Raw genomic sequence first — 22,496 nt, forward strand, 5'->3', positions numbered from 1 at the left:
GGACGGTTCACCGGTGACGAGCGACATCGCCAGGCCGGCCAACAGCAGCCCGACGGCGCCCAGGAACAGTCCCCGCCCCCGTGCGGTGAGCGCGACCAACCTGGCCAGATCCAGGCGTTCCCCGGCGATGGTGAGCACGAGGAACCCGGCCAGCCACGGCACCAGCGTGCTGAGGTCACGGCCGCCCAGCCAGGACAGCCCGGCGACACACCAGCACACCGCGCCCAGTGCCATGATCGCGTTGTGCCACGAGGGCTGGATGCGGTGCAGTTCGGCGAACACCCCCAGCAAGGCGAAGCCGGCGAACCCGATCAACACCTGCCCGGTGCTGGTCGGCAGGCCGATCACCAGCCACAACGCGCCGATCCCGCTGGCTGCCGGGGCCAGCCAGGCCCACCCATGGCCCAGCGCGACCGCCCGCTCCGCTGCGATGAGGGTGCCGAGGAATCCCAGGGGCATCAGCACGCCGTGCAGTTCGGCCAGATCGGTGTGCCCGGCCGGTATCGGCAGGCCCAGCCGCAGCAGCCCCGCCCACAATCCGGCGAGCAGGGCGAGCACGGCGAACGCCAGGACCGGGGTGGCCCACCCGGGGCGGACCGGCCGGCCGACCGGCACACGTCCAGTGGACGCCGTCGGGTTCACCGGTGCCACCCGAGCATTCGCTTCGCGTCATCGGTCATCATGTCCGGGCTCCACCGCAGTTTCCAGACCAGCTCGACCCGCACCTGCGGCGTGCCGGGAAGTTGTGCCAGGCAGCGGGCCACCTCATCGTCCAGGTACGCCCCGAGCGGACAGCCGGGCGTGGTCAGCGTCATTCGCACGATCACCCCGTCGGCGCCGATCGCAATCTCGTAGACCAGCCCCAGGCTGACGATGTCGATCCCCAACTCGGGGTCGATCACGTCGCCCAGCAGGTCGATGACCAGGTCCTCGGTGACCGGCCCGGTCGCCACCGCGGCCACGTCCAGCATGTGCTCGCCCCGTCCGGCCATCGACCGCTCCTATCGCCTGTGATCCACGCAGTAACACTGATATTTTCTACTAGTAGTAGTGTAGAAACAAGGATACTTCGTGTGAGGAGAGTCAGATGACCACTGTGAACGGAACTTCGGTCGGCATGGCACACGGCGACCGCAGCGCGCTGCAGGCGATCCTCGACCATCACGCCGCCCTCGCCCGTGAACTGGACGAACGGGTGGCGCAAGTCCTGTCGGCCGCCCGCGAGGGCGTGGATCCAGAACTCGGGCGAGCGGCACTGACCACCTTCCTGGCCGACGAGCTGCTGCCCCACGCCGCCGCCGAGGAACAGAGCCTTTACCCAGCGGCCGCGGCCGATCCCACCCTTGAATCACTGGTGCTCGCCATGATCGACGAACACCGGGCGCTCGCCCACCGGGTTGACCAACTGGACACCGCGCTCGACTCCACGACGCTCGTCGCCACCGCGGCCGAGATCCGTGCACTGTTCGCCGTGCACCTGCACAAGGAGAACGAGTACCTGCTACCGGCATTCATCCACGCTGGTGTGGATCTACCCGCGCTGCTGCACGACACCCACCATCTGCTCGCGCACGGCCAGCATGTGCGTTGAGCCGAGCGACCGCAGGCCGCGACGCGGGCAAATCGCCTGGCGAGCCTGGTCCGTCTGCTGATCCACAGCTCGCGCGTCCTCGGCGGGGCCGGCCGGCCGAACCCGCCGGCACCCTCCCGCGCTCGAACTCGACGTTCGCCGTTGTTCAGCGCGGGCTTGCGGTCCGTCGGCGACCCTTGGTGGTAGGCGCGCCATCGACCCCGGTCGGCCGCCGCGCAACGGGCATGAGGTGCGCCACGCACAACGTGGGCTCGACAAACGGCTCCAGCCGATCGACCTTCAGGGGTGCCCGTACCTCCGCCAGCACCCCACGCATCAGACCCAGATGCAACGAGCACACCACCTCGCCGTGCTGCGCGGCGACCTCCCGGAACGGGCAGTGCCGCAACCGGATCACCGGCTTCGCCAGATCATTCACCGCGTCCGGTGCGAACCCTGCATCCGCCAGCACCGTCGACAAACGACGGACACCCTCCTCGATGTCGATCCGCTGCGACGGTGCCGGTCGCTCCGCGAGGTAGCGCCCCCACGCCTCGCCGGCCCTGGCCGCGGCCTGGTCGGGCTGCGGCAACGCATCAGCCACCAGGCTGGTGAGCATCTCGGCCAGCAATCGATAACTGCGCCGGCCCGCCGGCATGCCCGTCGCGACGGCGCGATACACCATCCGGGGACGGCCAGGCTGGCTGCGCTCCTCGGCCTCACGCTCGGCAAGATCCGCGTCGACCAACCCGTCCAGATGGAATCGGGCCGTGTTCGGATGCAGGCCCGCGCGCTCGGCAATATCCTGGACGCCCACCGCTTCGCCGGCCGTGCGCAGCAGGTCCAGAACCCGGCCCCGACTCTCGCCGAGCACCGGCCCCCCGCTGGGATCGGTCAACGTCAACTCGCTCATACCACCAGTTTAGCCGAGTGTGTTTGTAGAAACTAGGCAGGCTATGGGTTCTGGGCGAATGGCTTCTCCGGTAGCCGAAGTCGTACCTGTCGGTGAGGTGGGTTGAAGCCGTACCTGACGGCCTCGGGTCGCCGCCGCGACGGGCTCGGCGCTAGCTGAACACCAGCGGCAGCACGATGGCCGCGGTGACGAGGGAAACGCCGCTCAGGAGGTCGGACCGGATGGGGATCACCCGCACGGCGGCGCGCCCGAGACACAGACCGACCAGCGATCCCCACCGTCACGACACCGAACGTCACGGCGGGGACGACGGGCGAGAACCCGAGCATCCCCAGGCCCGTTCCGGCGAGCAGGTTGTCGACGCTCAGCGAGAGCGGCATGCCGAACAGCGTCACCCAGGGATGGCCGAGCTCCTCCGGCTCCGGCTTCCGGATGGCGCCGCCGAGCAGGTACAGGCCGTAGGCGCTTCACGGACTCAATTCGGCGGTGGATCCAGGCTCAGCACTCGCCGCCGCTACGTGCCCGACCACGACCCGGCCGGCTGCCAGTCCTGCTGCGGATGTCCGAGCATGTGCTCGACGAGCATCGCGGTGATCGAGGTCGTCTCGGGGTGGCTGACCGCATGCCAGGGTCGTTCCATCGGTGTCCCCTGGACCGGCAGTTCAACCAGGGTCGCGGCGTGCAGATGTGCCTGCACGGCCTGGCGTGAGACGAGCGTGACCCCCAGACCGACGACAGCTGCTGCGACCACGGCGCCGTGTGAACCCAGCGTCATCTGCGGGGGGGCGATGTCGAGTGCGGCGCTCAACAGCGCGATCGTGGTGGCCCGCATTCCGGACTCCGGTTCGCGCAAGAGCCACGTGGCCCGGGATGGGCTGAACGTCGCCGCGAGTTCCGGATGCCCCACGACCACCAGCGTGTTGGGGCTGACGGCACGAACGGCGGCGTCGAGGCCATCCGGGGGACGACCCGCCACGACGAGGTCGACACCGTGGCGGTGGAGCATCGGCCAGACCGCGCCACGCGGCGCGACCTCCAGGCCGACCTCGATGTTGGGGTGCTCCGCGCAGAACGATGCGAGTATCGCCGGGAGCAGGTGCTCACCTGCTGTGGTGACGGCGCCGAGTCGGATCGCGCCGTGCTCGGGGTCCGACTCACAGCGAGCCGCCCGGATCCCCTCGTCGTGCAGGCCCAGTATGCGGCGCGCATAGTCGGCGTATCGCTCACCTGCCGCTGTCAGGCGCACGCCGCGGCCATGCCGGTCGACCAGCGGCACGCCGACCTCGTCGGCCAACGCCTTGATCGCGGACGACACCGAGGACTCGGTGAGGACCAGCCGCTGCGCCGCGGCGCGGACCGATCCCGAGTCGGCGAGCGTGACGAAGGCTCGCAGCCGTGCGTTCGTTGTCACCCGCCGATGATCCCGGAGGCTGCGCCGGCCCGGTCGTCGGGCCCGGCGAGGCCACCGTCGAACACTCGACTGGCCAGCAGGTCCGCTGCCTCGAGCGTCATGAGCGTCGCGAGGTCGACCCACGTGTCGGGCCCGTCGACAAGCCGGCGGGCCTGGCGTAGGCGCGCGCGTTCGACGGCGTTCCGGACACTGCGGGCGTTGGCGAACCATGGCTGGTGGATTCGCTTGTCCAGATACCTGCGCAGCACGTCACGAGCGGCGGGGGAGAATCGGTATCCGAGCTCATCGGTCATGAGCAGCGCGATCTGTTCGAGTTCGACGACGGTGTAGTCCGGGAAGGTGACGTGGTGCGCAATACGGCTCTGCATGCCCGGGTTGGCGGCGAAGAACGCATCCATGCGGTCGGCGTAGCCGGCGAGGATCACGACGATGTCGTCGCGATTGTTCTCCATCACCTGCAGCAGGATCTCGATGGCCTCGCCGCCGTAGTCGCGCTCGTTCTCGGCCTTGTAGAGGTAGTAGGCCTCGTCGATGAACAGGACGCCGCCCATCGCCCGTTTGATGACGTCCTTGGTCTTGGGCGCTGTGTGGCCAACGTACTGCCCGACCATGTCATCGCGCGTGACGGTGACGAGATGCCCGCGGCGCAGATAGCCGAGGCGGTGCAGGAGGTCGGCCATCCGGAGCGCGACCGTGGTCTTCCCAGTTCCGGGGTTGCCGGTGAAGCACATGTGCAGGTTGGGCTGTTGGGCATCCACCCCGAACTTCGCTCGGGTTCGGTCGATCAGCAGCAGCGCGGCGATCTCGGCGATCCGGGCCTTCACGGGGGCGAGACCCACCAGCTGGGTGTCGAGGGTTTCGATCACCGCGTCGATGCCCGCCTCGCGTCGGGCGGCGGTCAGGTCGACCACGGTATCGGGGCTGAGCGTCGGTTGGTCGGGTGCCGGCCCGTCCGGCAGCGGCATCCGACCGTCTGTGGGACCGGGCGCACCGCCGGACTGGAATGTTCCGGACCGCATCCCGAAGCTGGGGCGGACGGCGTCCTGCGGAGCGGCCACCGATCAGCCCTGCGGGTACCGGTCGCCCGCAGGGCGCTCGGTGGCGTAGGAGTGCGTGCTGTAGCGGATCCGCCGATCGCCGACCTCATGGCGGTCCAGCCGGAAGCCCGGCTCGGCGGCCGGTCGCTGCACGATGAACGACAGCGCCGTGGTCTGTCGGCCGAACCGTGCGTCGTAGGCGTTGAGCTTCACGTACGTGTCGGGGTGCGCGGTGCGGCAGGCGTTGACCTCCATCATGACGCCCGCGGCGTCGGTGAGGTCGAACATCGGCAGCCCCCACATCTCCCAGTAGGTGTTGCGGGGGTGCGGGTCATCGGTGTACTCCACCGACAGCGGCCAGCCGTTGTCGAGTGCGTAGGTGATCTGTGCCGAGATCTCGTCGTCGGTGAAGTCCGGCAGGTAGGAGAATGTGCCCTGGGTGATTCGCATCGTGCGGCCTCCGGTTTCAGGCGTTCGTCGGCGTCGCGACGACGTCCGGGGTGTCGGTGGACTCATAGTCGAATGTGATGTCGCCCCAGGTCGCGAGCGCCACGTCCAGCGCACGGCAACGCTTCCCGGCCTGCTTGAGGATGTCCTCGCCCTCGGCCATGTAGTCGCGCCCCTCGTTGCGGGCCTTGATCATCGCTTCCAGCGCGACGCGGTTGGCCTCCGCGCCCGCGGCGATACCCATCGGGTGCCCGATGGTGCCGCCGCCGAACTGCAGGATCACGTCCTCGCCCAGGTGGTGCAGCAGCTGGTGCATCTGGCCGGCGTGGATGCCGCCTGAGGCCACCGGCATGACGCCCGGCAGCGACGCCCAGTCCTGGTCGAAGTAGAGGCCCTTGACGGGGTCGGCGGCGATGTGGTCGTCGCGCAGGGTCTGGTAGTAGCCCGCGACCATGTTCGGGTCGCCCTCCAGCTTCCCGACGACGGTGCCGGCGTGGATGTGGTCCACCCCGGCCAGCCGCATCCACTTGGAGATCACCCGGAAGCTCACGCCGTGCGTCTTCTGTCTCGTGTACGTGCCGTGGCCCGCGCGGTGCAGGTGCAGCAGCACCCCGTTGCGCCGCGCCCACTCGGCCATGGACTGGATCGCGGTGTAACCGACCGTCAGATCGATCATTACCACGACAGAGCCGAGCTCGGCGGCGAAGTCCGCGCGCTCGTACATCTGCTCCATCGTCGCGGCGGTGACGTTGAGATAGTGGCCCTTGATCTCCCCGGTGGCGGCCTGCGCCCGGTTCACCGCCTCCATGCAGAACAGGAACCGATCGCGCCAGCGCATGAACGGCTGGGAGTTGATGTTCTCGTCGTCCTTGGTGAAGTCGAGGCCCCCTCGAAGGGCTTCGTAGACCACGCGGCCGTAGTTGCGCGCCGAGAGGCCAAGCTTGGGCTTCGTCGTGGCGCCCAGCAGCGGCCGGCCGTACTTGCCGAGGTGCTCGCGCTCCATGACGATGCCGTGCGCGGGGCCCTGGAAGGTCTTCACGTAGTGGATCGGGATCCGCATGTCCTCCAGCCGCAACGCCTTGAGCGGCTTGAACCCGAACACGTTGCCGATGATCGAGCTCGTGAGGTTGGCGATCGAGCCCTCCTCGAACAGGTCGAGCTCGTAGGCGATCAGGGCGATGTACTGGCCCGGGGTGCCCGGCACGGCCTCCACCGAGTAGCACTTCGCCTGGTAGTGCTCGTGCGCGGTGAGCCGGTCGGTCCACACCACCGTCCAGGTGGCCGTGCTCGACTCGCCCGCCACGGCCGCGCCGGCCTCCTCCGGCGGCACCCCGTCCTGCGGGGTGATCCGGAAGGCGCACAGCACGTCGGTGTCCTTCGGGACGTAGTCCGGCTGCCAGTAGCCCATCTCGGCGTACGGGATCACTCCTGCGTTCCATCTGTCTGCCATGTGGACAATAGTGATGGTGCCAAACTGGGTCTGTCTATCATGAATTGACCGCTGACAATGTAGCGATCGTCAAAGTGTCGCACCACCCTCGCTCTCCACCACTCGGGGGAGGTGCGACCCGGATGTCGACTCCTAACGTCGCGCAAGACCGACGGAGGGACGAACATGACGAGCGCGTGCAGGCAGGTAGCGGCGCGAATGGTGGCCCCGGGCAAGGGAATCCTCGCCGCCGACGAGAGCATCGGCACCATGTCGATGCGCCTGGGGAAGGCGGGCGTCGAACCGTCCGAGGAGAACAGGCGAGGCTATCGGGAGTTGCTGGCGACCACGCCCGGTCTCGCCGACGGCGTCTCCGGGATCATCTTCTGCGACGAGACATTGCGGCAGCGCCTGTCCGACGGACGGACATTCGCCGACGGACTGGCAGCCGCGGGCATCCTGCCCGGTATCAAGGTCGACACCGGGACCACGGCATGCCCGGGGCTCCCCGGTGAGACGATCACGGAGGGCCTTGACGGGCTGGCCGGACGGTTGGCCGAATACGCGCAGCTGGGCGCGGCATTCGCGAAGTGGCGTGCTGTGATCAGGATCGGCGACGATCTCCCGAGCGAGGCCGGCGTCCGGGCGAACGCACATGCGCTCGCCCGCTATGCGGCGGCCTGCCAGCAGGCGGGGATCGTGCCGATCGTGGAGCCCGAGGTACTGATGGACGGCACCCACTCGCTGCGTCGCTGTGCCCAGGTGACCACTCGGGTTCACCATGCCGTCATCGCCGAGTTGGCAGCGTTCTCGGTCGACCCGGCCGGGATGGTACTGAAACCGAACATGATCGTCGAGGGTGCCTCGTATCCGGAGCGCTCCACTCCCGAGCAGGTCGCCGAGGCGACGGTGAACGGCCTGCTCAGCGTGCTGCCCAACGATCTGGCAGGAGTCGCGTTCCTGTCCGGCGGCCAGCCGGCAGAGCGGGCGACCGCCAATCTCGCCGCGATGCAGGCGCACCGCACACCGTGGCCACTGACGTTCTCCTTCGGCCGCGCACTCGTGAATGTCGCGTTGACGGCATGGGCGGGCGACGCCGGGCGTGTCCCGGCCGGTCAGAGTGCTCTGGCCGAGCGGGTGGCCGCCAATGCGGAGGCGGTGCGCGGAAGACAGCGGGTGCAGACCGGGTGACCTGCCGGTCACCGGGCCCGCCCGCTCGGGCCACGAACGATGCACTCAGGGTGATCATCGTGGCCCCTCCCGGCAGGGTCCGACGATGACCCTCCGAGCCCGACGGCCTCCCCCCGTCGGCCACCTGCCCGGGGGCTTCGCAGCCCCCGGGCCCGACCTCAGCGTTGTTTCTCGACCTAGGAGGTGCGATGCCAGTTGCCCCGCAACCGACGCTCGTCGCGTCGGTGTTGCCCGCGGATTTCGCCAATCTCGGAGCCCAGCTCCAAGAACTCGACAAGGCGGGCCTAGACCGCGTTCAGTGGGATGTGATGGACGGCCGATTCGTGCCCAACCTGACCTTCGGGCCCGACGTCATCGCCTCCACCCGCGGCCTGGTCGGCCTCGGGTTCGAAGCCCACCTGATGGTGGAGGACCCGGATCCGATGTTGCCCCGATGGGTCGAGGCCGGATGCGAGATCGTCATCGTGCATGCCGAGGCGAGCACCCATCTGCACCGAACCCTGGCCAGGATCGCCGAACTCGGGGCACGGGCCGGGGTCGCGCTGAACCCGGCCACTCCGTTGTCCGCCGTGCACCACGTACTCGACCTGGTCGACCTGCTGCTCGTGATGACGGTCGATCCCGGCTTCGGTGGGCAGCGCTACCTGGCGAGCATGGAACCCAAGATCGCGGCAGCCCGGGCTGAGATCGACCGTCGCGGCCTCGACATCGAACTCGAGGTCGACGGCGGCATCGACGGCAGCACCATCGCTGCCGCCTCCGCCGCGGGCGCCGGCGTGTTCTGCGCCGGCTCGGCACTGTTCGCCGGAGCCGGAACCTTCACCGACCGGGTGGCAGCGCTGCGAACCGCCGCCACGACGGGAGCAGCAGCGTGAGCCGCGTCCTTGGCGCAGCGATCGAGAACGACATCGAGGACGACGTTCCGGACGAGCTCGCGGCCACGACACTGCGGTTCCTGGCCGCCGACGCCGTGGACGCGGCGAACAGCGGCCATCCTGGCCTGCCGCTCGGTATGGCGATGCCCGCCTGGGTGCTGTGGTCCCGACACCTCCGACACGACCCGTCCCGACCGGACTGGCCCGACCGCGACCGGTTCGTGCTCTCTGCCGGACACGGCTCGATGCTGCTGTACGGCCTGTTGCACCTGTTCGGCTACGACCTGCCGCTCAACGAGCTGCGCAGGTTCCGACAGCTAGGCTCGCGCACTCCCGGGCACCCGGAGGTCGGCCACACCCCGGGCGTGGAGACGACCACCGGCCCGCTGGGCCAGGGTCTGGCCAATGCGGTCGGGATGGCGCTGGCCGAGCGGATGCTCGCGGCCCGCTGCAACACCACCCATGAGGTCGTCGACCACCGCACCTGGGTGCTCGCTGGCGATGGCGACCTCATGGAGGGGATCAGCCACGAGGCGGCTTCCCTGGCGGGCAGGCTGGGGCTCGGACGCCTGACCGTGATCTTCGACGACAACGACGTGACGATCGACGGACCAGCCGGCCGCAGCTGCGCCGACGACGCCGCAGCCCGCTTCGCGGCGTACGGCTGGCGTACGATCCGGGTGGACGACTCGCGGGACGTCGCGGCGCTCGACGGGGCGTTCGCCGAAGCCACGGCGACCGACGACCGCCCGACCTTCATCACGATCAAGACCATCATCGGATACGGTGCCGCCGAGGTGGAAGGAACCTCGGCCGCACACGGCACCCCCCTCGGCACGGACGCGCTGGCCGCGATGCGACGCCGTTTCGATTGGCCCGACGAGTCCTTCCACGTGCCCACCTCGGTTCGGCTCGCCGGTGCGGCCCGGGCCGGTGAGGGCCGGCAGGAACGCCTTGCATGGGAACACCGCCATGCGGCGTGGACCCGGCAGAATCCGGGCCTCGCCGTCGCCTTTCCCCTCGATCGAACCCCCCCTCCACCAGACCTCGCCGTGCTGGCGCCGCTGGCCGACGGGCAGGAGGAGGCCTTCCGGGTGGCTACCCGGAAGGCCTCCGGAGCGGCCCTGCGGGCGCTGGCCGCGGAGTATCCCGCACTCGTGGGCGGGTCCGCCGACCTCGCTGCATCCACGAACACCGCGATCGCCGGTGGAGACATCGCACCGGGGGACTACGCGGGCCGCACCGTCCACTTCGGCATCCGCGAGCACGCGATGGCCGCCGCGCTGAACGGGATTGCCCTGCACGGAGGGCTGCGACCGTTCGGCAGCACGTTCCTGGTCTTCGCCGACTACCTGCGCCCCGCCCTGCGGCTCTCGGCACTCATGCGCCAGCCAGTGATCTACGTGTTCACCCATGACTCGGTGCACGTCGGTGAGGACGGCCCGACCCATCAGCCGATCGAGCAACTCGAGTCGCTGCGGATCATCCCCGGTCTCACCGTGCTGCGCCCCGCCGATGCCACGGAGTCGGCACTGGCGTGGGAGCTCGCCGCGGCGAACCTCGACGGCCCGACCGCGCTGGTGCTCAGCCGGCAGGACCTACCGATTCTCGGCGGCACCGGGATCGACGACCTCCGGCAACTCGGTGTGCGAACCGTACGCACGGCACCGGGGACCCCCGACATCGTCCTCGCCGCAAGTGGGTCAGAGGTCGACCTCGCGATGGTCGCCGCCGGGCTGCTGGCCACCCGCAGTGGTGTAAAGGCCGAGGTCCTCTCGGTGCTGTGCCGCGAGCGCCTGGATTCAGCACTGCGCGACGGGCGCTTCCGGAGACCCGAGGTTCCGGTCGTGTGGATCGAGGCGGGCGTGACGACGGGCTGGCGGGCGATCGCGGGACCTCGGGATGTTGTCATCGGGCTCGACAGGTTCGGCGCCTGTGGTCCGGGTCCGGAAGTGGCGGTGCACCTCGGCCTCTCAGGATCAGCCGTCGCCACGGCCGCACTCGACGCGCTCGGCCGGACATCACCGACCGGAGGGCCCTGAACAACAGCGGGGCGGCATCTCGGGACCGAGGCCTCCTCGTTCGCCTTCGAACGTGCGAGCGGTAGGTTGGGTGCGTGGCTGCGCGCGCCGCGCTCGATACACATCGAGGTCCATCCGCGCGTCTGACAGGGATTCCACCAGGGCCGGGGATAACCGTGACCGAGGTGGCCGGGTGGTGGGATCAGGGCCGTTCACACCACCTCGGCGGATGCTCGGGCCGTACCGCACATGGCGGGGCGAGTCGCCATCCGAGCCCTCAGCAGTTGACCCATGACACCGGGACGGACATGCACGAGCTCTCGATCTGCCGATCCATCGTCGACATCGTGAACCGCAACGCCGCCGGGCGGGAGGTCCGCGCGGTGCACCTACAGGTGGGGCAGCTGCGCCAGATCGTGCCGGACACGCTGGTCTACTGCTGGTCGCTGGTGAACGACGACACCCCCCTCGCCGGTTCGACGCTGGAGGTCGAGAGCATCCCGGCGGCCATCCGATGCCGGTCCTGCGCCGCCACCACCACGATCTCCGCACCCGTGCTCGTCTGCGGTTCCTGCTCCGGGACCGACGTCGAGATCATCACAGGTGAGGAATTCCTGCTCACCACGCTCGATCTCGCGGAGGCCTGACCGATGGGACGTTTCCACCAGCACGACGACGACCACGGCCACCACGACTTGGACGACAAAGGTGACCACTCCGGCTACGCCACCGGAACCGAGCGCATCGAGGTCCTGGAACGGATCTTCGACGAGAACGACCGGATGGCCGCGGCCAACCGCGCGGACTTCGACGCGGCCGGCGTCACCGCGGTGAACCTGATGTCGTCGCCGGGCGCGGGCAAGACCGCGCTGCTGCGTCACACGCTGGAGCGGCTGCAGGGCTGCGTGCGTGTCGGGATCGTCGAGGGCGACATCGAGACCAGCATCGACGCCGACCGGCTCGACGGGTTCGGGGCCGCGGTCAGTCTGATCAACACCGCCAACGGGTTCGGCGGCGAGTGCCATCTCGACGCCCCGATGGTGCGCTCAGCCCTACCCCGGCTCCCGCTGGCCGAGCTCGACCTGCTGATCGTGGAGAACGTCGGCAACCTCGTGTGCCCCGCCGAGTTCCAGGTCGGCGAGCACCGCAGGGCGATGGTCTACGCGATCACCGAGGGTGAGGAGAAGCCACTCAAGTACCCGGTGATGTTCCGCTCTGCGGACGTTGTCCTCGTCAACAAGATCGACCTGCTCCCGCACCTCGACTTCGACCTGGACGCGTTCTACACGAACCTCAAGGCCGTCAACCCCAACGTGCCCGTGATCGAGACCAGCGCCCGCACCGGGCAGGGCGTGGAGCAGTGGTGCGACTGGCTGAGCAACCGGCGACACGGCTGAGCCTGGATCCACCGCCGAATTGAGTCCGTGAAGGCGAGTCGGAACACACGAATGCCCCTCTGAGCTGGGAGAATGTGGCTTGCGACGGTCACATTGGTCCCATACAGAAGGGCATCCGCTGGATTCGGCCATCTCATGTCCGCCGCGTCGTGTCGGTTCGGTTCGACGACCCGACCTCGTGTCCTGCGCCGGGCTGGTGCCGGTGATGGCGCTGGCCGCGCGTTGCGGGCTGGAGACGTTGCTCGGCGGGCGGCTGACCATGGCCGGGAAGGGCACCGCGAACGCTGCCGGGAAGGTCCTCGCGCTGGTGACCGGGATGATCTCCGGGGCGGACTCGATCAACGACATGGACCTGCTGCGCCACGGCGGGATGACGCGACTGTTCGACCGGGTGCGTCCGGGCCGGGCCGCGAGCTCGAGTTCGGTGTGCAGGAGCGCCAGGGGCGTGCGCAGCTCGTGTCCGGCGTCCGCGACGAACCCGCGCTCGCGGTCCAGCGCCTGCGGCAGCCGATCGAGCAGCGCGTTCATCGTGGTGCCAGCGCGGCGATCTCGTCGCGGGCCGAGGGCAACGCGAGCCTGCGGTTCAGATCCTGCTCGCTGATCTCGGCGGCCTGGCTGCGCATTCGTTCCACCGGCCGCAGCACAACCGGGGGCCATCCAGTTTCACTGGCGAAGCGTCTCCGACGGGGACTCGCCCCAACGCTTTCGATACAGGACGGCGAAGCTTCCCAGATGGTTGAAGCCCCACCGTTGGGCAATCTCGGTGACGGTGACCCCGTCCGACGGGACAGCGTCCGTCAGGTCCCCTCGCGCGCGTTCCAGTCGCCGGTCACGCAGGTACAGCATCGGGCTCGTACCGAGCTCGTCATGGAAACCTTGCTGGATCGCACGGATGCTCATGTGGGCATTCACGGCGAGGTCGGTCATCGTGATGCGTTCTGAGAGATGGGTTTCGATGTAGTCGAGAGTGTTCCTGATCACTCTCTTGGTGGGCGATCCCGTCGGTCGTACCAGCTGTGACCGATAATTGGATGGCTGCACAAGCAGCAGCGTGCTCATGAGCAACTCCTCCATCGGGCCGACCCCTTGGCCGCGATGTATGAGGGAACCTTCGTGATAGATTTCGCTGTGCAGAAGTTGGATCGCACCGTTCCATCGCATCGCGTCATCGGTAGTCAGGTCCATCTCCGGTTCGAACGCGATCGGCCGGCGCAGGCTCCCACCGAGTAGCCTGGTGAGGTGACTGGTGACCGCATCCTGCTCGAAACGGATAACGAGTTGAGGTGAATCGTCGTCCAGTGCCATTGTTAGGTCGTCGCCGGGACTGGTGACCGCGGCTTGGATCGGGTTGGCGTCGAAAGTGCGACCATTCTGCTCGCAGATGACTCGGCCGTTGGTCGGCATGTGCACCGCATAGTACGGCCCGACGGAGCGCATCTTCACAGTCGTCGCAACAGTGAGATCGATATAGAACATGCTGACGTCGCGCATTCGTACCCCGAACATCATGGCGGCGAACGGCTGCGGGTCGGGGTTGCGGACCGTAAGTACAATCGGAGACAGCGCTCGTCCGATCAGGTCAGACGCTTCCCGGACGTCCTCGGTATAGAAAATCTCGTGGTTTTGAAGTCCGGGCGGCACACCGCGTGAGCGGACCTTCCGCCGGACCGGGTCGTCGGTTCGCCGGGCGTCGATGAACCCGAACCGTCTGAGGCGGGACATTTCAGCACACTCCGGATCTTGCGCGATCACGGTGGTGGATCAGACCGGAGGCGAGCCCGTCCAGCAACGTCATCTCTACTCGGTCCGCGGGGACCTCCTACGACACAATGATGGAGAAGGTAGCGCACGGGGCCGGCGCTGCGAGTGCCTACTTCATCGTCGAACAGGAGTTTCCGGGCGTCACATCCGGATCGCGGATGACAACGGCGTGGACTGGCGGGGGAGTGACGGTCCACGAGATCGCGCCGGCTGGGCACGATGTGTACCCGCACTGGCCGGTGACGGCGCCGCCATCTGGCCCAGCACGCGGGCCGGTACTGGGCAACGCTGCGCATCTGAGGGCGAAACTCTGCGCGATCACGATAGTGCCAGCGCCTGAGTGATAGGCAGCTGGTTCCACCCGGTCTACCGTGTGCCGCAACTCACTGTGGGCTTCGTCATCACGGTTGCTGAGCTGGAGGGTCAATTTGGATATCGACAGTCAACTCGTCGCATCGTCCCCGGCCGATGCGTTGATAGAGCGGCTCGACGACCCCAAGGTCGTGGAATCGCTGAATCAGCTCCTCGATCACGCCGACCTTCTCGCGGTGCTCGTGGTTGGTCTCGACGGACTGGTGAGCCGCGGCGAGGTGATAGGTGAGTCTCTCCTGTCAGCGGTCAATGAGTTGCGGGATGTATCTGACGGCCGGAGCCCTTTACGGGATCTCGACCTCGCCGGTCTGGCAAACAGCCTCAAGTCGCTGTCGGGCCCTATTGTCGAAGCGACGCCAGCGCTAAGTACGTTGCTCACGTCGAAGCTCACGGACCCTCAGGCCATCGGAGTGATCTCCCAACTCGGGGAGGCGCTGGTCGAGGGTCGGGAGCGGGCCGCGCACAACCCGAGCACGCCTATGGGCGTGTTCGGTCTGCTTCGGACGCTGAAGGACGAGGACATCTCGCGTGGCCTCGGGTTCCTCATCGAGGTAGCCAGGTCCTTCGGCAAGCAGCTCAAATCCGACTGACCGAATTCGCTTCTCCTCGAGGCGTCCTGGCGGCTCTGCGTTGCCGCCACCACTATCACCACCGAGCCCCGGCTCTCGGACGGGGTACGTGATCCGAAAGGAGTTTCCATGGCGTCTGTGCTGTGGTTTCAGGGTGGGGCCTGCAGTGGCAACACCATGTCGTTCCTCAACGCCGACGAACCCAACGTCGTCGACCTGATCGTCGACTTCGGCCTCGACCTGGTCTGGCATCCGTCACTGGGTCTGGAACTGGGCAAGAACGCGCAGAAGCTGTTCAACGACTGCGCCGACGGCACCAAGCCGCTCGACATCTTCGTCTTCGAGGGCACCGTCATCGAGGGCCCCAACGGCACCGGCCGGATGGATATGTTCGCCGACCGCCCGATGAAGGACTGGGTCACCGATCTGGCCGCCCAGGCGCAGATCGTGGTCGCCATCGGCGACTGCGCCTGCTGGGGCGGTATCCCCGCGATGGCGCCGAACCCCTCGGGCTCCACCGGCCTGCAGTTCCACAAGCGCGACAAGGGCGGCTACCTCGGCCCGGACTTCCGCTCGAAGATGGGCCTGCCCGTCATCAACATACCGGGTTGCCCGGCCCACCCGGACTGGATCACCCAGATCCTGGTTGCGCTGGCCACCGGGCGTGCGGGCGACATCGCCCTCGACGACCTGCACCGGCCCGAGACGTTCTTCAAGTCGTTCACGCAGACGGGCTGCACGCGCGTGCAGTTCTTCGAGTACAAGCAGTCGACCACCAGCTTCGGTGAGGGCACCCGCACCGGGTGCCTGTTCTACGAGTTCGGCTGCCGTGGCCCGATGACCCATTCCCCGTGCAACCGGATCCTGTGGAACCGGCAGTCGTCCAAGACGCGCGCGGGCATGCCCTGCCTGGGCTGTACCGAGCCCGAGTTCCCGCACTTCGATCTGGCCCCCGGCACCGTGTTCAAGACCCAGAAGGTGAGCGGCATGATTCCGAAGGAAGTGCCCGAGGGCAGCGACCACCTGACCTACATGGCGCACGCCGCCGCCGCCCGGATCGCCGCACCGCAGTGGTCCAAGGAAGACATGTTCGTGGTCTGAGCCGGTCAGAGCCGACCCCTCATCGAAAGGACTCCACCACCATGACCGCGCTAGACCTGTTCGTGAGCCCGTTGGGCCGTGTCGAGGGTGACCTCGATGTCAGAGTGACGATCGAGGACAACGTCGTCACCTCGGCCTGGACCGAGGCGGCGATGTTCCGTGGCTTCGAGATCATCCTGCGGGGCAAGGACCCCCAGGCCGGCCTCGTCGTCTGCCCCCGCATCTGCGGGATCTGCGGCGGCAGCCACCTCTACAAGAGCTGTTACGCGCTCGACGTCGCGTGGAAGACCTCGGTGCCACCGAACGCCACGCTGGTGCGCAACATCTGCCAGGCGGCGGAGACGCTGCAGTCCATTCCGCGCTACTTCTACGCGCTGTTCGCCATCGACCTGACGAACAAGAACTACGCGAAGTCGCCGATGTACGCCGAGGCTGTCCGCCGGTTCGCGCCGTACGTGGGCACCAGCTACCAGCCCGGCGTGGTGCTCTCGGGCAAGCCCGTGGAGGTCTACGCGATCTTCGGCGGCCAGTGGCCGCACTCGTCGTTCATGGTGCCGGGCGGCGTGATGTGCGCCCCGACCCTGAGCGACGTCACGCGCGCCATCGCGATCCTCGAGCACTGGAAAGACAACTGGCTCGAGAAGCAGTGGCTCGGCTGCTCGGTCGACCGCTGGCTCGAGGTCAAGAGCTGGGAGGACATGCTCGCCTGGGTCGACGAGAACGAGTCCCAGCGCGAGAGCGACTGCGGCTTCTTCATCCGCTACTGCCTCGACGTCGGGCTCGACAAGTACGGCCGCGGCGTCGGCAACTTCTTCGCCACCGGCACCTACTTCGACCCGTCGCTGTACGGCAACCCGACCATCGAGGGCCGCAACGACGCGCTCATCGGCCGCTCGGGCATCTACGCCGACGGCCAGTGGGAGTCGTTCGACCAGACCAAGGTCACCGAGCACGTCGCGCACTCCTTCTACGAGGGCGACACACCGCGCCACCCGTTCGACGGCGAGACGGTCCCCGTCGACCCGGAGGCCGGTCGCAAGGACGGCAAGTACAGCTGGGCGAAGTCGCCGCGCTACGACGTGGCGGGCAAGGGGCACATCCCGCTCGAGGCGGGCCCGCTCGCCCGTCGGATGGCGGCCGGCGGCCCCAACGCGCTGCCGCACCAGGACGACGACCCGCTGTTCCCGGACATGGTCAACAAGATCGGCCCGAGCGTGTTCGTGCGCCAGATGGCCCGCATGCACGAGGCACCCAAGTACTACAAGTGGGCCCGGCAGTGGCTCGACCAGATCAACCTGCACGAGAGCTTCTACACCAAGCCCACCGAGTACGCGGAGGGTCGCGGGTTCGGGGCCACCGAGGCCGCTCGCGGAGCACTGGCCGACTGGATCGTGATCGAGGACAACAAGATCAAGAACTATCAGGTGATCACCCCGACGGCCTGGAACATCGGCCCGCGCGACGCGTCGAACACGCTCGGCCCGATGGAACAGGCGCTGATCGGCTCGCCGATCGTCGACATCGACGATCCGGTGGAGCTGGGGCACGTGGCCCGCAGCTTCGACTCCTGCCTGGTGTGCACCGTCCACGCCTACGACGGGAAGACCGGCAAGGAGCTCAACAAGTTCGTGATCAACGGAATGGTGTGAGTAGTACGCCTGAGGACATCGACATCGACATCGAACCGCCCGGCACCGAGGTGCTCGTCGTCGGGTGCGGCAACCTCCTACGCGGTGACGACGGGGTCGGTCCGATCCTCGTCCGGCACCTGTGGGAGCGCGGCGTGCCCGACGGCGCGCGGCTCGTCGACGGCGGCACGGCCGGGATGGACGTCGCGTTCCAGATGCGCGGGGCCGAACGGGTCGTGATCATCGATGCGTCCGCCACCGGCGTTGCGCCGGGCACGCTGTACCGCGTGCCCGGGGCGGAGCTGGAGAACGTGCCGCCCCTGCAGGGGCTGCACACCCACTCCTTCCGGTGGGACCACGCGATCGCGTTCGCCCGGTGGGCGCTCGCCGACGCGTGCCCCACCGACATCACGGTGTTCCTCATCGAGGCCGGGACCGTCGAGATGGGGGCCGAGCTGACCGAACCGGTCGTGGCGGGGATGGAGCAGGTGATCGCGCTGGTCGAGCGCGACTTCCTGGCGCCGCTGCGACCGGCGGTGCAGGACGTGCCGACCGTCGAGTTCACGGCGGACGGCTACCTGCGCCTCGACGCGCAGCTGGCCGGCAGCCGCTTCCCGTCCAGCGCCGCGGTGGCGTTGGTCCGGGAGGGCCAACTGTGGCTGCTTCCGTTGCGCGGGCCGCAGAGCGGTGGGCTACTGCTCAAGCAGCGCAACCTGGCGGGCGACCGATCCACGCTCATCCGGGAGGTGCTCGAAGACCGCATTCCGGTCGGCGTCCGCCCGGCCGTGTGGGACGCCGAGCAGGGCGCACTTCGCGTGGCCCTGGAGGAGTCGTGATCGCCATGGCCGACGCCGGCGAGAGCGTCGAGACGTTCGTGTTCGAGGAGAAGGGCCGCTGGGTGGTGGAGATCGCCGTCGTGTTCGCCGACGGCGTGGTCCGCCACCGCATCGACGACTTCAACACCAAGGCCCGCGCCGAGATCTCGGCCGGGCTCATCAAGCGTGCCGCCGAACGTGACTTGCGAGGACCCCTGAATGGCTGACGTCGTCACCACCGTCGCTGTCCGCCCCCAGCCCCTGGGGGCGTTCCCGCTGCCGGCCGGCTACCTGCTCGTGCCGGCGGGGGAGGACACCGAGGACGCCCGGCTCGCGCTGCTGGCCGGGCGGCTGCCGGCGCCGTGGCCCGCGCGGATGCGCGCGCACGAGCTGGCGCTGTTCGACGACCGCGACGGCGCGCTGGCCGCGCTCGTCGGCGACGACGTGGTCACCCGCTACAACCGGTTCGTCCTCGACCCGGACGGGGTGGACGTCGATCAGCTGCGTGCCGATCTGGGCGATCTCGGGCCGCTGGTCGACGTCGTGTCGTTCGTGCTGGGCACGATCGAGGTCCCGCCTCCGTTGGGCGCCGCGGACGGTGAACTGGCGGCACTGGTGCTCTCGGCGCAGGCCGCCCACGCGGGCGATCCGGCCGAGGCCGTGACGTTGCTGGAACAGGCCGCCGCCGCCGCGATGCCGGTGTCGCCGCCACTCGCAGGGCTGGTGCTCGGCGCCGCCGCGTCGATGGCGTCGGATGGCGCGGTGGCGCTCTACGAGCGGGCCATCCGGGCGTTGTCGGCCGCTCCCGACCTACGCATCGGACGCGCGGAGCTGCACCTCGCCCTGGCCGCGGAGCTGCACGAGACGGGCCTGGTCGGCAACGCCATCCCGCACTACCACTCGGCGCTGCAGCTGGTGCTGCGCGACGAGGCCCCCGAGCTGTGGGCCGCGGCGCACGCGAACCTCGCGGCCGCGTACCTGACGATGCCGATGATCGAGGCGTCCGACCAGCTGCGCCTCGGCGTCGCGGTGCAGTCGCTGCGCAGCGCGCTGAAGGTCTACACGCGCGAGACCCACCCGGAACGCTGGGCCAGCACGCAGCTGAACCTCGCCAACTCGCTCGTCTACACGCCGTCCAAGCACCAAGCCGACAACCTCGTGGAGGCCGTCGAGCTCTACGAGGCCGTGCTGGAGGTGCGCGACCGCGAGACCGACCCGCTCGGTCGGGCCCGGGTGCTCGCCAACCAGGGCAACGCGCTGGCGCACCTCGGGATGTTCGACCCGGCCAAGGCCAAGCTCTACGAGGCCCGGTTCCTGTTCGAGGAGTTCGAGGACCACGACTCGATGCGCGCTGTGCGCGGTGTGCTCGACGAGGTCTCCCGACAGCTCGCCCTGATCGCGACAGGAGACCTCTGATGACGACCACCGAGGCGTCCACGTTCGAGGAGCTCGCCAGCCGGGTCGACGCCGCGGCGAAGGCCGTCGCCGATCTCGAACCCGCGGCGCAGAAGGTGGCGCTGGAGCTCAAGGACGCCGTCGAGGCCATCCACCGAGACGCCCTGGTCACGATCGTCCGGGCGCTCAAGACCGATGCGCGGGAGGTGCTGTTCGCACTGGTGGACGACCCGACCGTGCACCTGCTGCTCTCGCTGCACGAGATCATCCGCCCCGACCCGATGACGCTGGCCAACCGCGTACTGGTGGAGGTACGGCCGCAGCTGCAGAGCCACGGCGGCGACGTCAAGCTCGACCGCATCACCGACGGCGTCGCCTACGTCCGGCTGGAGGGCGCCTGCAACGGCTGCTCCATGTCGTCGGTGACGCTGCGCAACCTCGTCGAGGGGGCCCTCGTGGAGGGCGTCCCGTCCGTCACGGGTGTAGAGGTGCTGCCCAACGAGCCGTCGCCCACGCTGATCTCGGTCGACTCGCTGTTCATGGGGCCCGACCCGGAGGCCGAGGGCTGGGTGAAGGCCGCCCCCGCCGCCGACCTCACGGAGGGGGCGGTCAGCTCGTTGAGCCTGCGCTCGGCGTCCGACGTCATCGTCGTCAACGTCGAGCAGCGGCTCACGGCCTACCGCAACGAGTGCGCCCACGAGGGCATGCCGCTCGACAACGCGATTCTCGACACGACCAACGGGACGCTGACCTGCCCCTGGCACGGCTTCTGCTACAACGCCACGAGCGGCGAATGCCTGTCCGCCCCCGGGGCGCAGCTGGAGCAGCTCCCCCTGCGGGTCGACGCCGGCCTTGTGTGGATCCGGGTGGGTGCATGACCCGCCTCGCAGCGCCCGGCGCCACCTCGCAGCGCGTCGACACGCTGCGCGGACGCCTCACGGGCTGCGAGGTCAGGCGATGAGCCGCCCGCTGAACGTCCGGCTGAACATCGGGGGGCGGCCTGCGCTCATCGGGCCCACCTCCTCCGTCGACCTCTCCGGGGGATGGGCGCCGTCCGTGTGGCTCGGGGCGCCGGCCCCGGGCGGGCTCGCCCTGCCGCCGGCCAACCCCACGATGGCGTGGATGTACTCGCCGCGCGGGGTGTACCTCGATGACGACCATCTGGTGGCCGCCGACTCCGGCAACCACCGCGTGCTGATCTGGCACGGCGTCCCGACCGAGGACGAGCAGCCTGCCGACGTCGTGCTCGGCCAGCCCGACGGCACCACCGAGGGCCGGGCCACCGGCGGTCCCGCGCGGGGGATGAACCTGCCCACCGGCGTGCTGGTGCACGACGGGAAGCTGATCGTCGCCGACGCCTGGCACCACCGGATCCTGGTGTGGAACGAGGTGCCCCGCGCCAGCGACACCGCGCCGGACCTGGTCCTCGGGCAGGCCTCACCCACCGACGTCGAGCCCAACCGCGGCGGCGAGTGCTCGGCGTCCTCCTTCTACTGGCCGTTCGGCATCGCGGTCGTCGGCGACCGGTTCTGGGTGGCCGACACCGGCAACCGCCGCGTCCTGGGCTGGGACGGCGGGCTGCCCACCGCGAACCGGCCCGCCGACGTCGTGCTGGGCCAGCCCGACCCCACCCTCCGCGAGGAGAACCGCGGCGTCGACGCCGACGCGCACAGCTTCCGCTGGCCGCACGCGATCACCGGCACCGACGACCTCCTGCTGATCGCCGACGCCGGCGACCACCGCGTGCTGGGCTGGAGCCCGCACCCCGACAAGGACGGCCCGGCCGACCTCATCGTCGGCCAGCCCGACTTCACCACGGTCGGCGAGTGGCCCTACGGCCCCCACACCGGCGACCGCTTCCGCTTCCCCTACGCGATCGGCCTGGACGGGGGCCGTCTCGCGGTCTCCGACACGGCCAACAACCGGGTGCTGCTGTGGGACGCGGTGCCCACCGACGGCCGCGCCGCCGACCACGTACTGGCCCAGCCGACGTTCGCGTCCAACGGGGAGAACCGCTGGGCGTCGGTCGGTCACGACACACTGTGCTGGCCCTACGGCGTCAGCCTGCACGGCGGCGCGCTGGCGGTGGCGGACTCGGGCAACAACCGCGTGGTCATCTGGCGCCGGTCGTGAGCACCGCCGAGATGGACGTCTGCGCGCACGACCCGAGCACCGTGGCGCGCCGACGGATCACGGTCGCCGGGGTCGTGCAGGGGGTCGGGTTCCGGCCGTTCGTGTGGCGGATCGCCACCCAGCTCGGGCTCGCCGGGTTCGTCGGCAACGACTCGACGTCCGTGTTCGTCGAGGTCCAGGGCCCGACCGCGGACCTGGAGTCGTTCGCCCACCGGTTGACCGCGGAGCTCCCGCCGCTCGCGCAGGTGACGTCGGTGGCGTGGGCGGAGATCCCGGCCGGGGCGGGCGACGGCTTCGTCATCGTGGCCAGCCGCACGGTGGACGGGGCGGCCACCGCGATCCCGCCCGACGTCGCCGTGGGCGACGACTGCGTGCGCGAGCTGTTCGATCCCGCCGACCGCCGGTTCCGCCACCCGTTCGTCACCTGCACC

The 22,496-nt window shown here is 69.0% G+C and carries 23 protein-coding genes and 2 pseudogenes; 16 read left to right on the plus strand and 9 right to left on the minus strand.

The window, feature by feature from the left end; translation table 11 throughout:
* Positions 1–615 (minus strand): annotated as a pseudogene (locus BGP03_RS01785) (hypothetical protein); the annotation flags it as partial.
* A 23-nt stretch (positions 616–638) separates the two neighbouring features.
* Positions 639–992 carry a metal-sulfur cluster assembly factor gene (locus BGP03_RS01790; protein ID WP_298800308.1) on the minus strand — a complete coding sequence of 118 codons (354 nt, stop codon included), beginning with the start codon at positions 990–992 and terminating at the stop codon, positions 639–641.
* A gap of 95 nt (positions 993–1,087) precedes the next feature.
* On the opposite strand from BGP03_RS01790, the gene BGP03_RS01795 reads away from it, so the two are divergent.
* Positions 1,088–1,591 (plus strand): hemerythrin domain-containing protein, encoded by a 504-nt coding sequence (locus BGP03_RS01795; RefSeq protein WP_296377320.1) that lies wholly within the window; start codon positions 1,088–1,090, stop codon positions 1,589–1,591.
* 145 nt (positions 1,592–1,736) lie between these two features.
* Here the strand turns inward: BGP03_RS01795 and BGP03_RS01800 are convergent, their stop codons facing one another.
* The 5 genes from BGP03_RS01800 to BGP03_RS01820 form a co-directional block, all read right to left on the minus strand.
* A complete protein-coding gene (locus tag BGP03_RS01800; protein ID WP_298800309.1) occupies positions 1,737–2,483 on the minus strand; it encodes a helix-turn-helix domain-containing protein in 747 nt (248 codons plus the stop codon).
* Positions 2,484–2,997: 514 nt separating this feature from the next.
* The gene (locus BGP03_RS01805; protein WP_296377318.1) at positions 2,998–3,894 is read right to left on the minus strand and encodes a LysR family transcriptional regulator; all 897 of its coding nucleotides are present in this window, start codon (positions 3,892–3,894) and stop codon (positions 2,998–3,000) included.
* A complete protein-coding gene (gene cbbX, locus BGP03_RS01810) occupies positions 3,891–4,913 on the minus strand; it encodes a CbbX protein (protein ID WP_363093128.1) in 1,023 nt (340 codons plus the stop codon). Before cbbX ends, BGP03_RS01805 begins: the two co-directional genes overlap by 4 nt.
* Before the next feature lie 42 nt (positions 4,914–4,955).
* Positions 4,956–5,381 (minus strand): ribulose bisphosphate carboxylase small subunit, encoded by a 426-nt coding sequence (locus BGP03_RS01815; protein ID WP_296377316.1) that lies wholly within the window; start codon positions 5,379–5,381, stop codon positions 4,956–4,958.
* 16 nt (positions 5,382–5,397) lie between these two features.
* Positions 5,398–6,828, minus strand: a complete 1,431-nt coding sequence (locus BGP03_RS01820; protein WP_296377315.1) for a form I ribulose bisphosphate carboxylase large subunit — start codon at positions 6,826–6,828, stop codon at positions 5,398–5,400.
* 165 nt (positions 6,829–6,993) lie between these two features.
* Here BGP03_RS01820 and BGP03_RS01825 point away from each other — a divergent pair, with 165 nt between their 5' ends.
* The 6 genes and pseudogenes from BGP03_RS01825 to BGP03_RS01850 all read left to right on the plus strand — a co-directional run.
* Entirely contained in the window at positions 6,994–7,998 is a 1,005-nt protein-coding gene (locus BGP03_RS01825) for a class I fructose-bisphosphate aldolase (RefSeq protein WP_298800311.1), read from the plus strand.
* A gap of 188 nt (positions 7,999–8,186) precedes the next feature.
* Positions 8,187–8,873 (plus strand): ribulose-phosphate 3-epimerase, encoded by a 687-nt coding sequence (gene rpe / locus BGP03_RS01830; RefSeq protein WP_298800312.1) that lies wholly within the window; start codon positions 8,187–8,189, stop codon positions 8,871–8,873.
* On the plus strand, positions 8,870–10,915 hold the full coding sequence (tkt, locus tag BGP03_RS01835; RefSeq protein WP_298800313.1) for a transketolase: 2,046 nt from the start codon (positions 8,870–8,872) through the stop codon (positions 10,913–10,915). The genes rpe and tkt overlap by 4 nt, the downstream gene beginning before the upstream one ends.
* A gap of 287 nt (positions 10,916–11,202) precedes the next feature.
* Positions 11,203–11,541, plus strand: a complete 339-nt coding sequence (locus tag BGP03_RS01840; protein ID WP_296377311.1) for a hydrogenase maturation nickel metallochaperone HypA — start codon at positions 11,203–11,205, stop codon at positions 11,539–11,541.
* Positions 11,542–11,544: 3 nt separating this feature from the next.
* Positions 11,545–12,291: a hydrogenase nickel incorporation protein HypB gene (gene hypB, locus BGP03_RS01845; RefSeq protein WP_296377310.1), complete on the plus strand. Its 747-nt coding sequence runs from the start codon at positions 11,545–11,547 to the stop codon at positions 12,289–12,291.
* A gap of 122 nt (positions 12,292–12,413) precedes the next feature.
* A pseudogene (locus BGP03_RS01850) lies at positions 12,414–12,685 on the plus strand (IS1380 family transposase); the annotation flags it as partial.
* 130 nt (positions 12,686–12,815) lie between these two features.
* Here the strand turns inward: BGP03_RS01850 and BGP03_RS01855 are convergent.
* The gene (locus tag BGP03_RS01855) at positions 12,816–12,914 is read right to left on the minus strand and encodes a hypothetical protein (RefSeq protein WP_296377345.1); all 99 of its coding nucleotides are present in this window, start codon (positions 12,912–12,914) and stop codon (positions 12,816–12,818) included.
* Between the two features lie 40 nt (positions 12,915–12,954).
* Complete coding sequence (locus BGP03_RS01860) at positions 12,955–14,043, minus strand: AraC family transcriptional regulator (RefSeq protein WP_298800314.1); 1,089 nt, start codon at positions 14,041–14,043, stop codon at positions 12,955–12,957.
* Positions 14,044–14,480: 437 nt separating this feature from the next.
* Here BGP03_RS01860 and BGP03_RS01865 point away from each other — a divergent pair, with 437 nt between their 5' ends.
* The 9 genes from BGP03_RS01865 to BGP03_RS01905 form a co-directional block, all read left to right on the plus strand.
* Complete coding sequence (locus BGP03_RS01865) at positions 14,481–15,014, plus strand: DUF1641 domain-containing protein (RefSeq protein ID WP_298800315.1); 534 nt, start codon at positions 14,481–14,483, stop codon at positions 15,012–15,014.
* 108 nt (positions 15,015–15,122) lie between these two features.
* A complete protein-coding gene (locus tag BGP03_RS01870; RefSeq protein ID WP_296377307.1) occupies positions 15,123–16,094 on the plus strand; it encodes a hydrogenase in 972 nt (323 codons plus the stop codon).
* A gap of 41 nt (positions 16,095–16,135) precedes the next feature.
* A complete protein-coding gene (locus BGP03_RS01875; RefSeq protein WP_296377306.1) occupies positions 16,136–17,743 on the plus strand; it encodes a nickel-dependent hydrogenase large subunit in 1,608 nt (535 codons plus the stop codon).
* Positions 17,740–18,558, plus strand: a complete 819-nt coding sequence (locus BGP03_RS01880; RefSeq protein WP_298800316.1) for a hydrogenase maturation protease — start codon at positions 17,740–17,742, stop codon at positions 18,556–18,558. The genes BGP03_RS01875 and BGP03_RS01880 overlap by 4 nt, the downstream gene beginning before the upstream one ends.
* Complete coding sequence (locus BGP03_RS01885) at positions 18,555–18,764, plus strand: hypothetical protein (RefSeq protein ID WP_296377304.1); 210 nt, start codon at positions 18,555–18,557, stop codon at positions 18,762–18,764. The genes BGP03_RS01880 and BGP03_RS01885 overlap by 4 nt, the downstream gene beginning before the upstream one ends.
* Positions 18,757–19,953: a hypothetical protein gene (locus BGP03_RS01890; protein ID WP_298800317.1), complete on the plus strand. Its 1,197-nt coding sequence runs from the start codon at positions 18,757–18,759 to the stop codon at positions 19,951–19,953. Before BGP03_RS01885 ends, BGP03_RS01890 begins: the two co-directional genes overlap by 8 nt.
* On the plus strand, positions 19,953–20,810 hold the full coding sequence (locus BGP03_RS01895) for a NifU family protein (protein ID WP_296377302.1): 858 nt from the start codon (positions 19,953–19,955) through the stop codon (positions 20,808–20,810). The genes BGP03_RS01890 and BGP03_RS01895 overlap by 1 nt, the downstream gene beginning before the upstream one ends.
* Positions 20,811–20,889: 79 nt before the next feature.
* Entirely contained in the window at positions 20,890–22,065 is a 1,176-nt protein-coding gene (locus BGP03_RS01900) for an NHL repeat-containing protein (RefSeq protein WP_298800318.1), read from the plus strand.
* The coding region (locus tag BGP03_RS01905) for an acylphosphatase (RefSeq protein WP_299735184.1) at positions 22,062–22,496 on the plus strand (435 nt) is incomplete at its 3' end. The genes BGP03_RS01900 and BGP03_RS01905, both read left to right, overlap by 4 nt.

The organism is Pseudonocardia sp. 73-21, from assembly GCF_001899645.1.
Taxonomy (GTDB): domain Bacteria; phylum Actinomycetota; class Actinomycetes; order Mycobacteriales; family Pseudonocardiaceae; genus Pseudonocardia.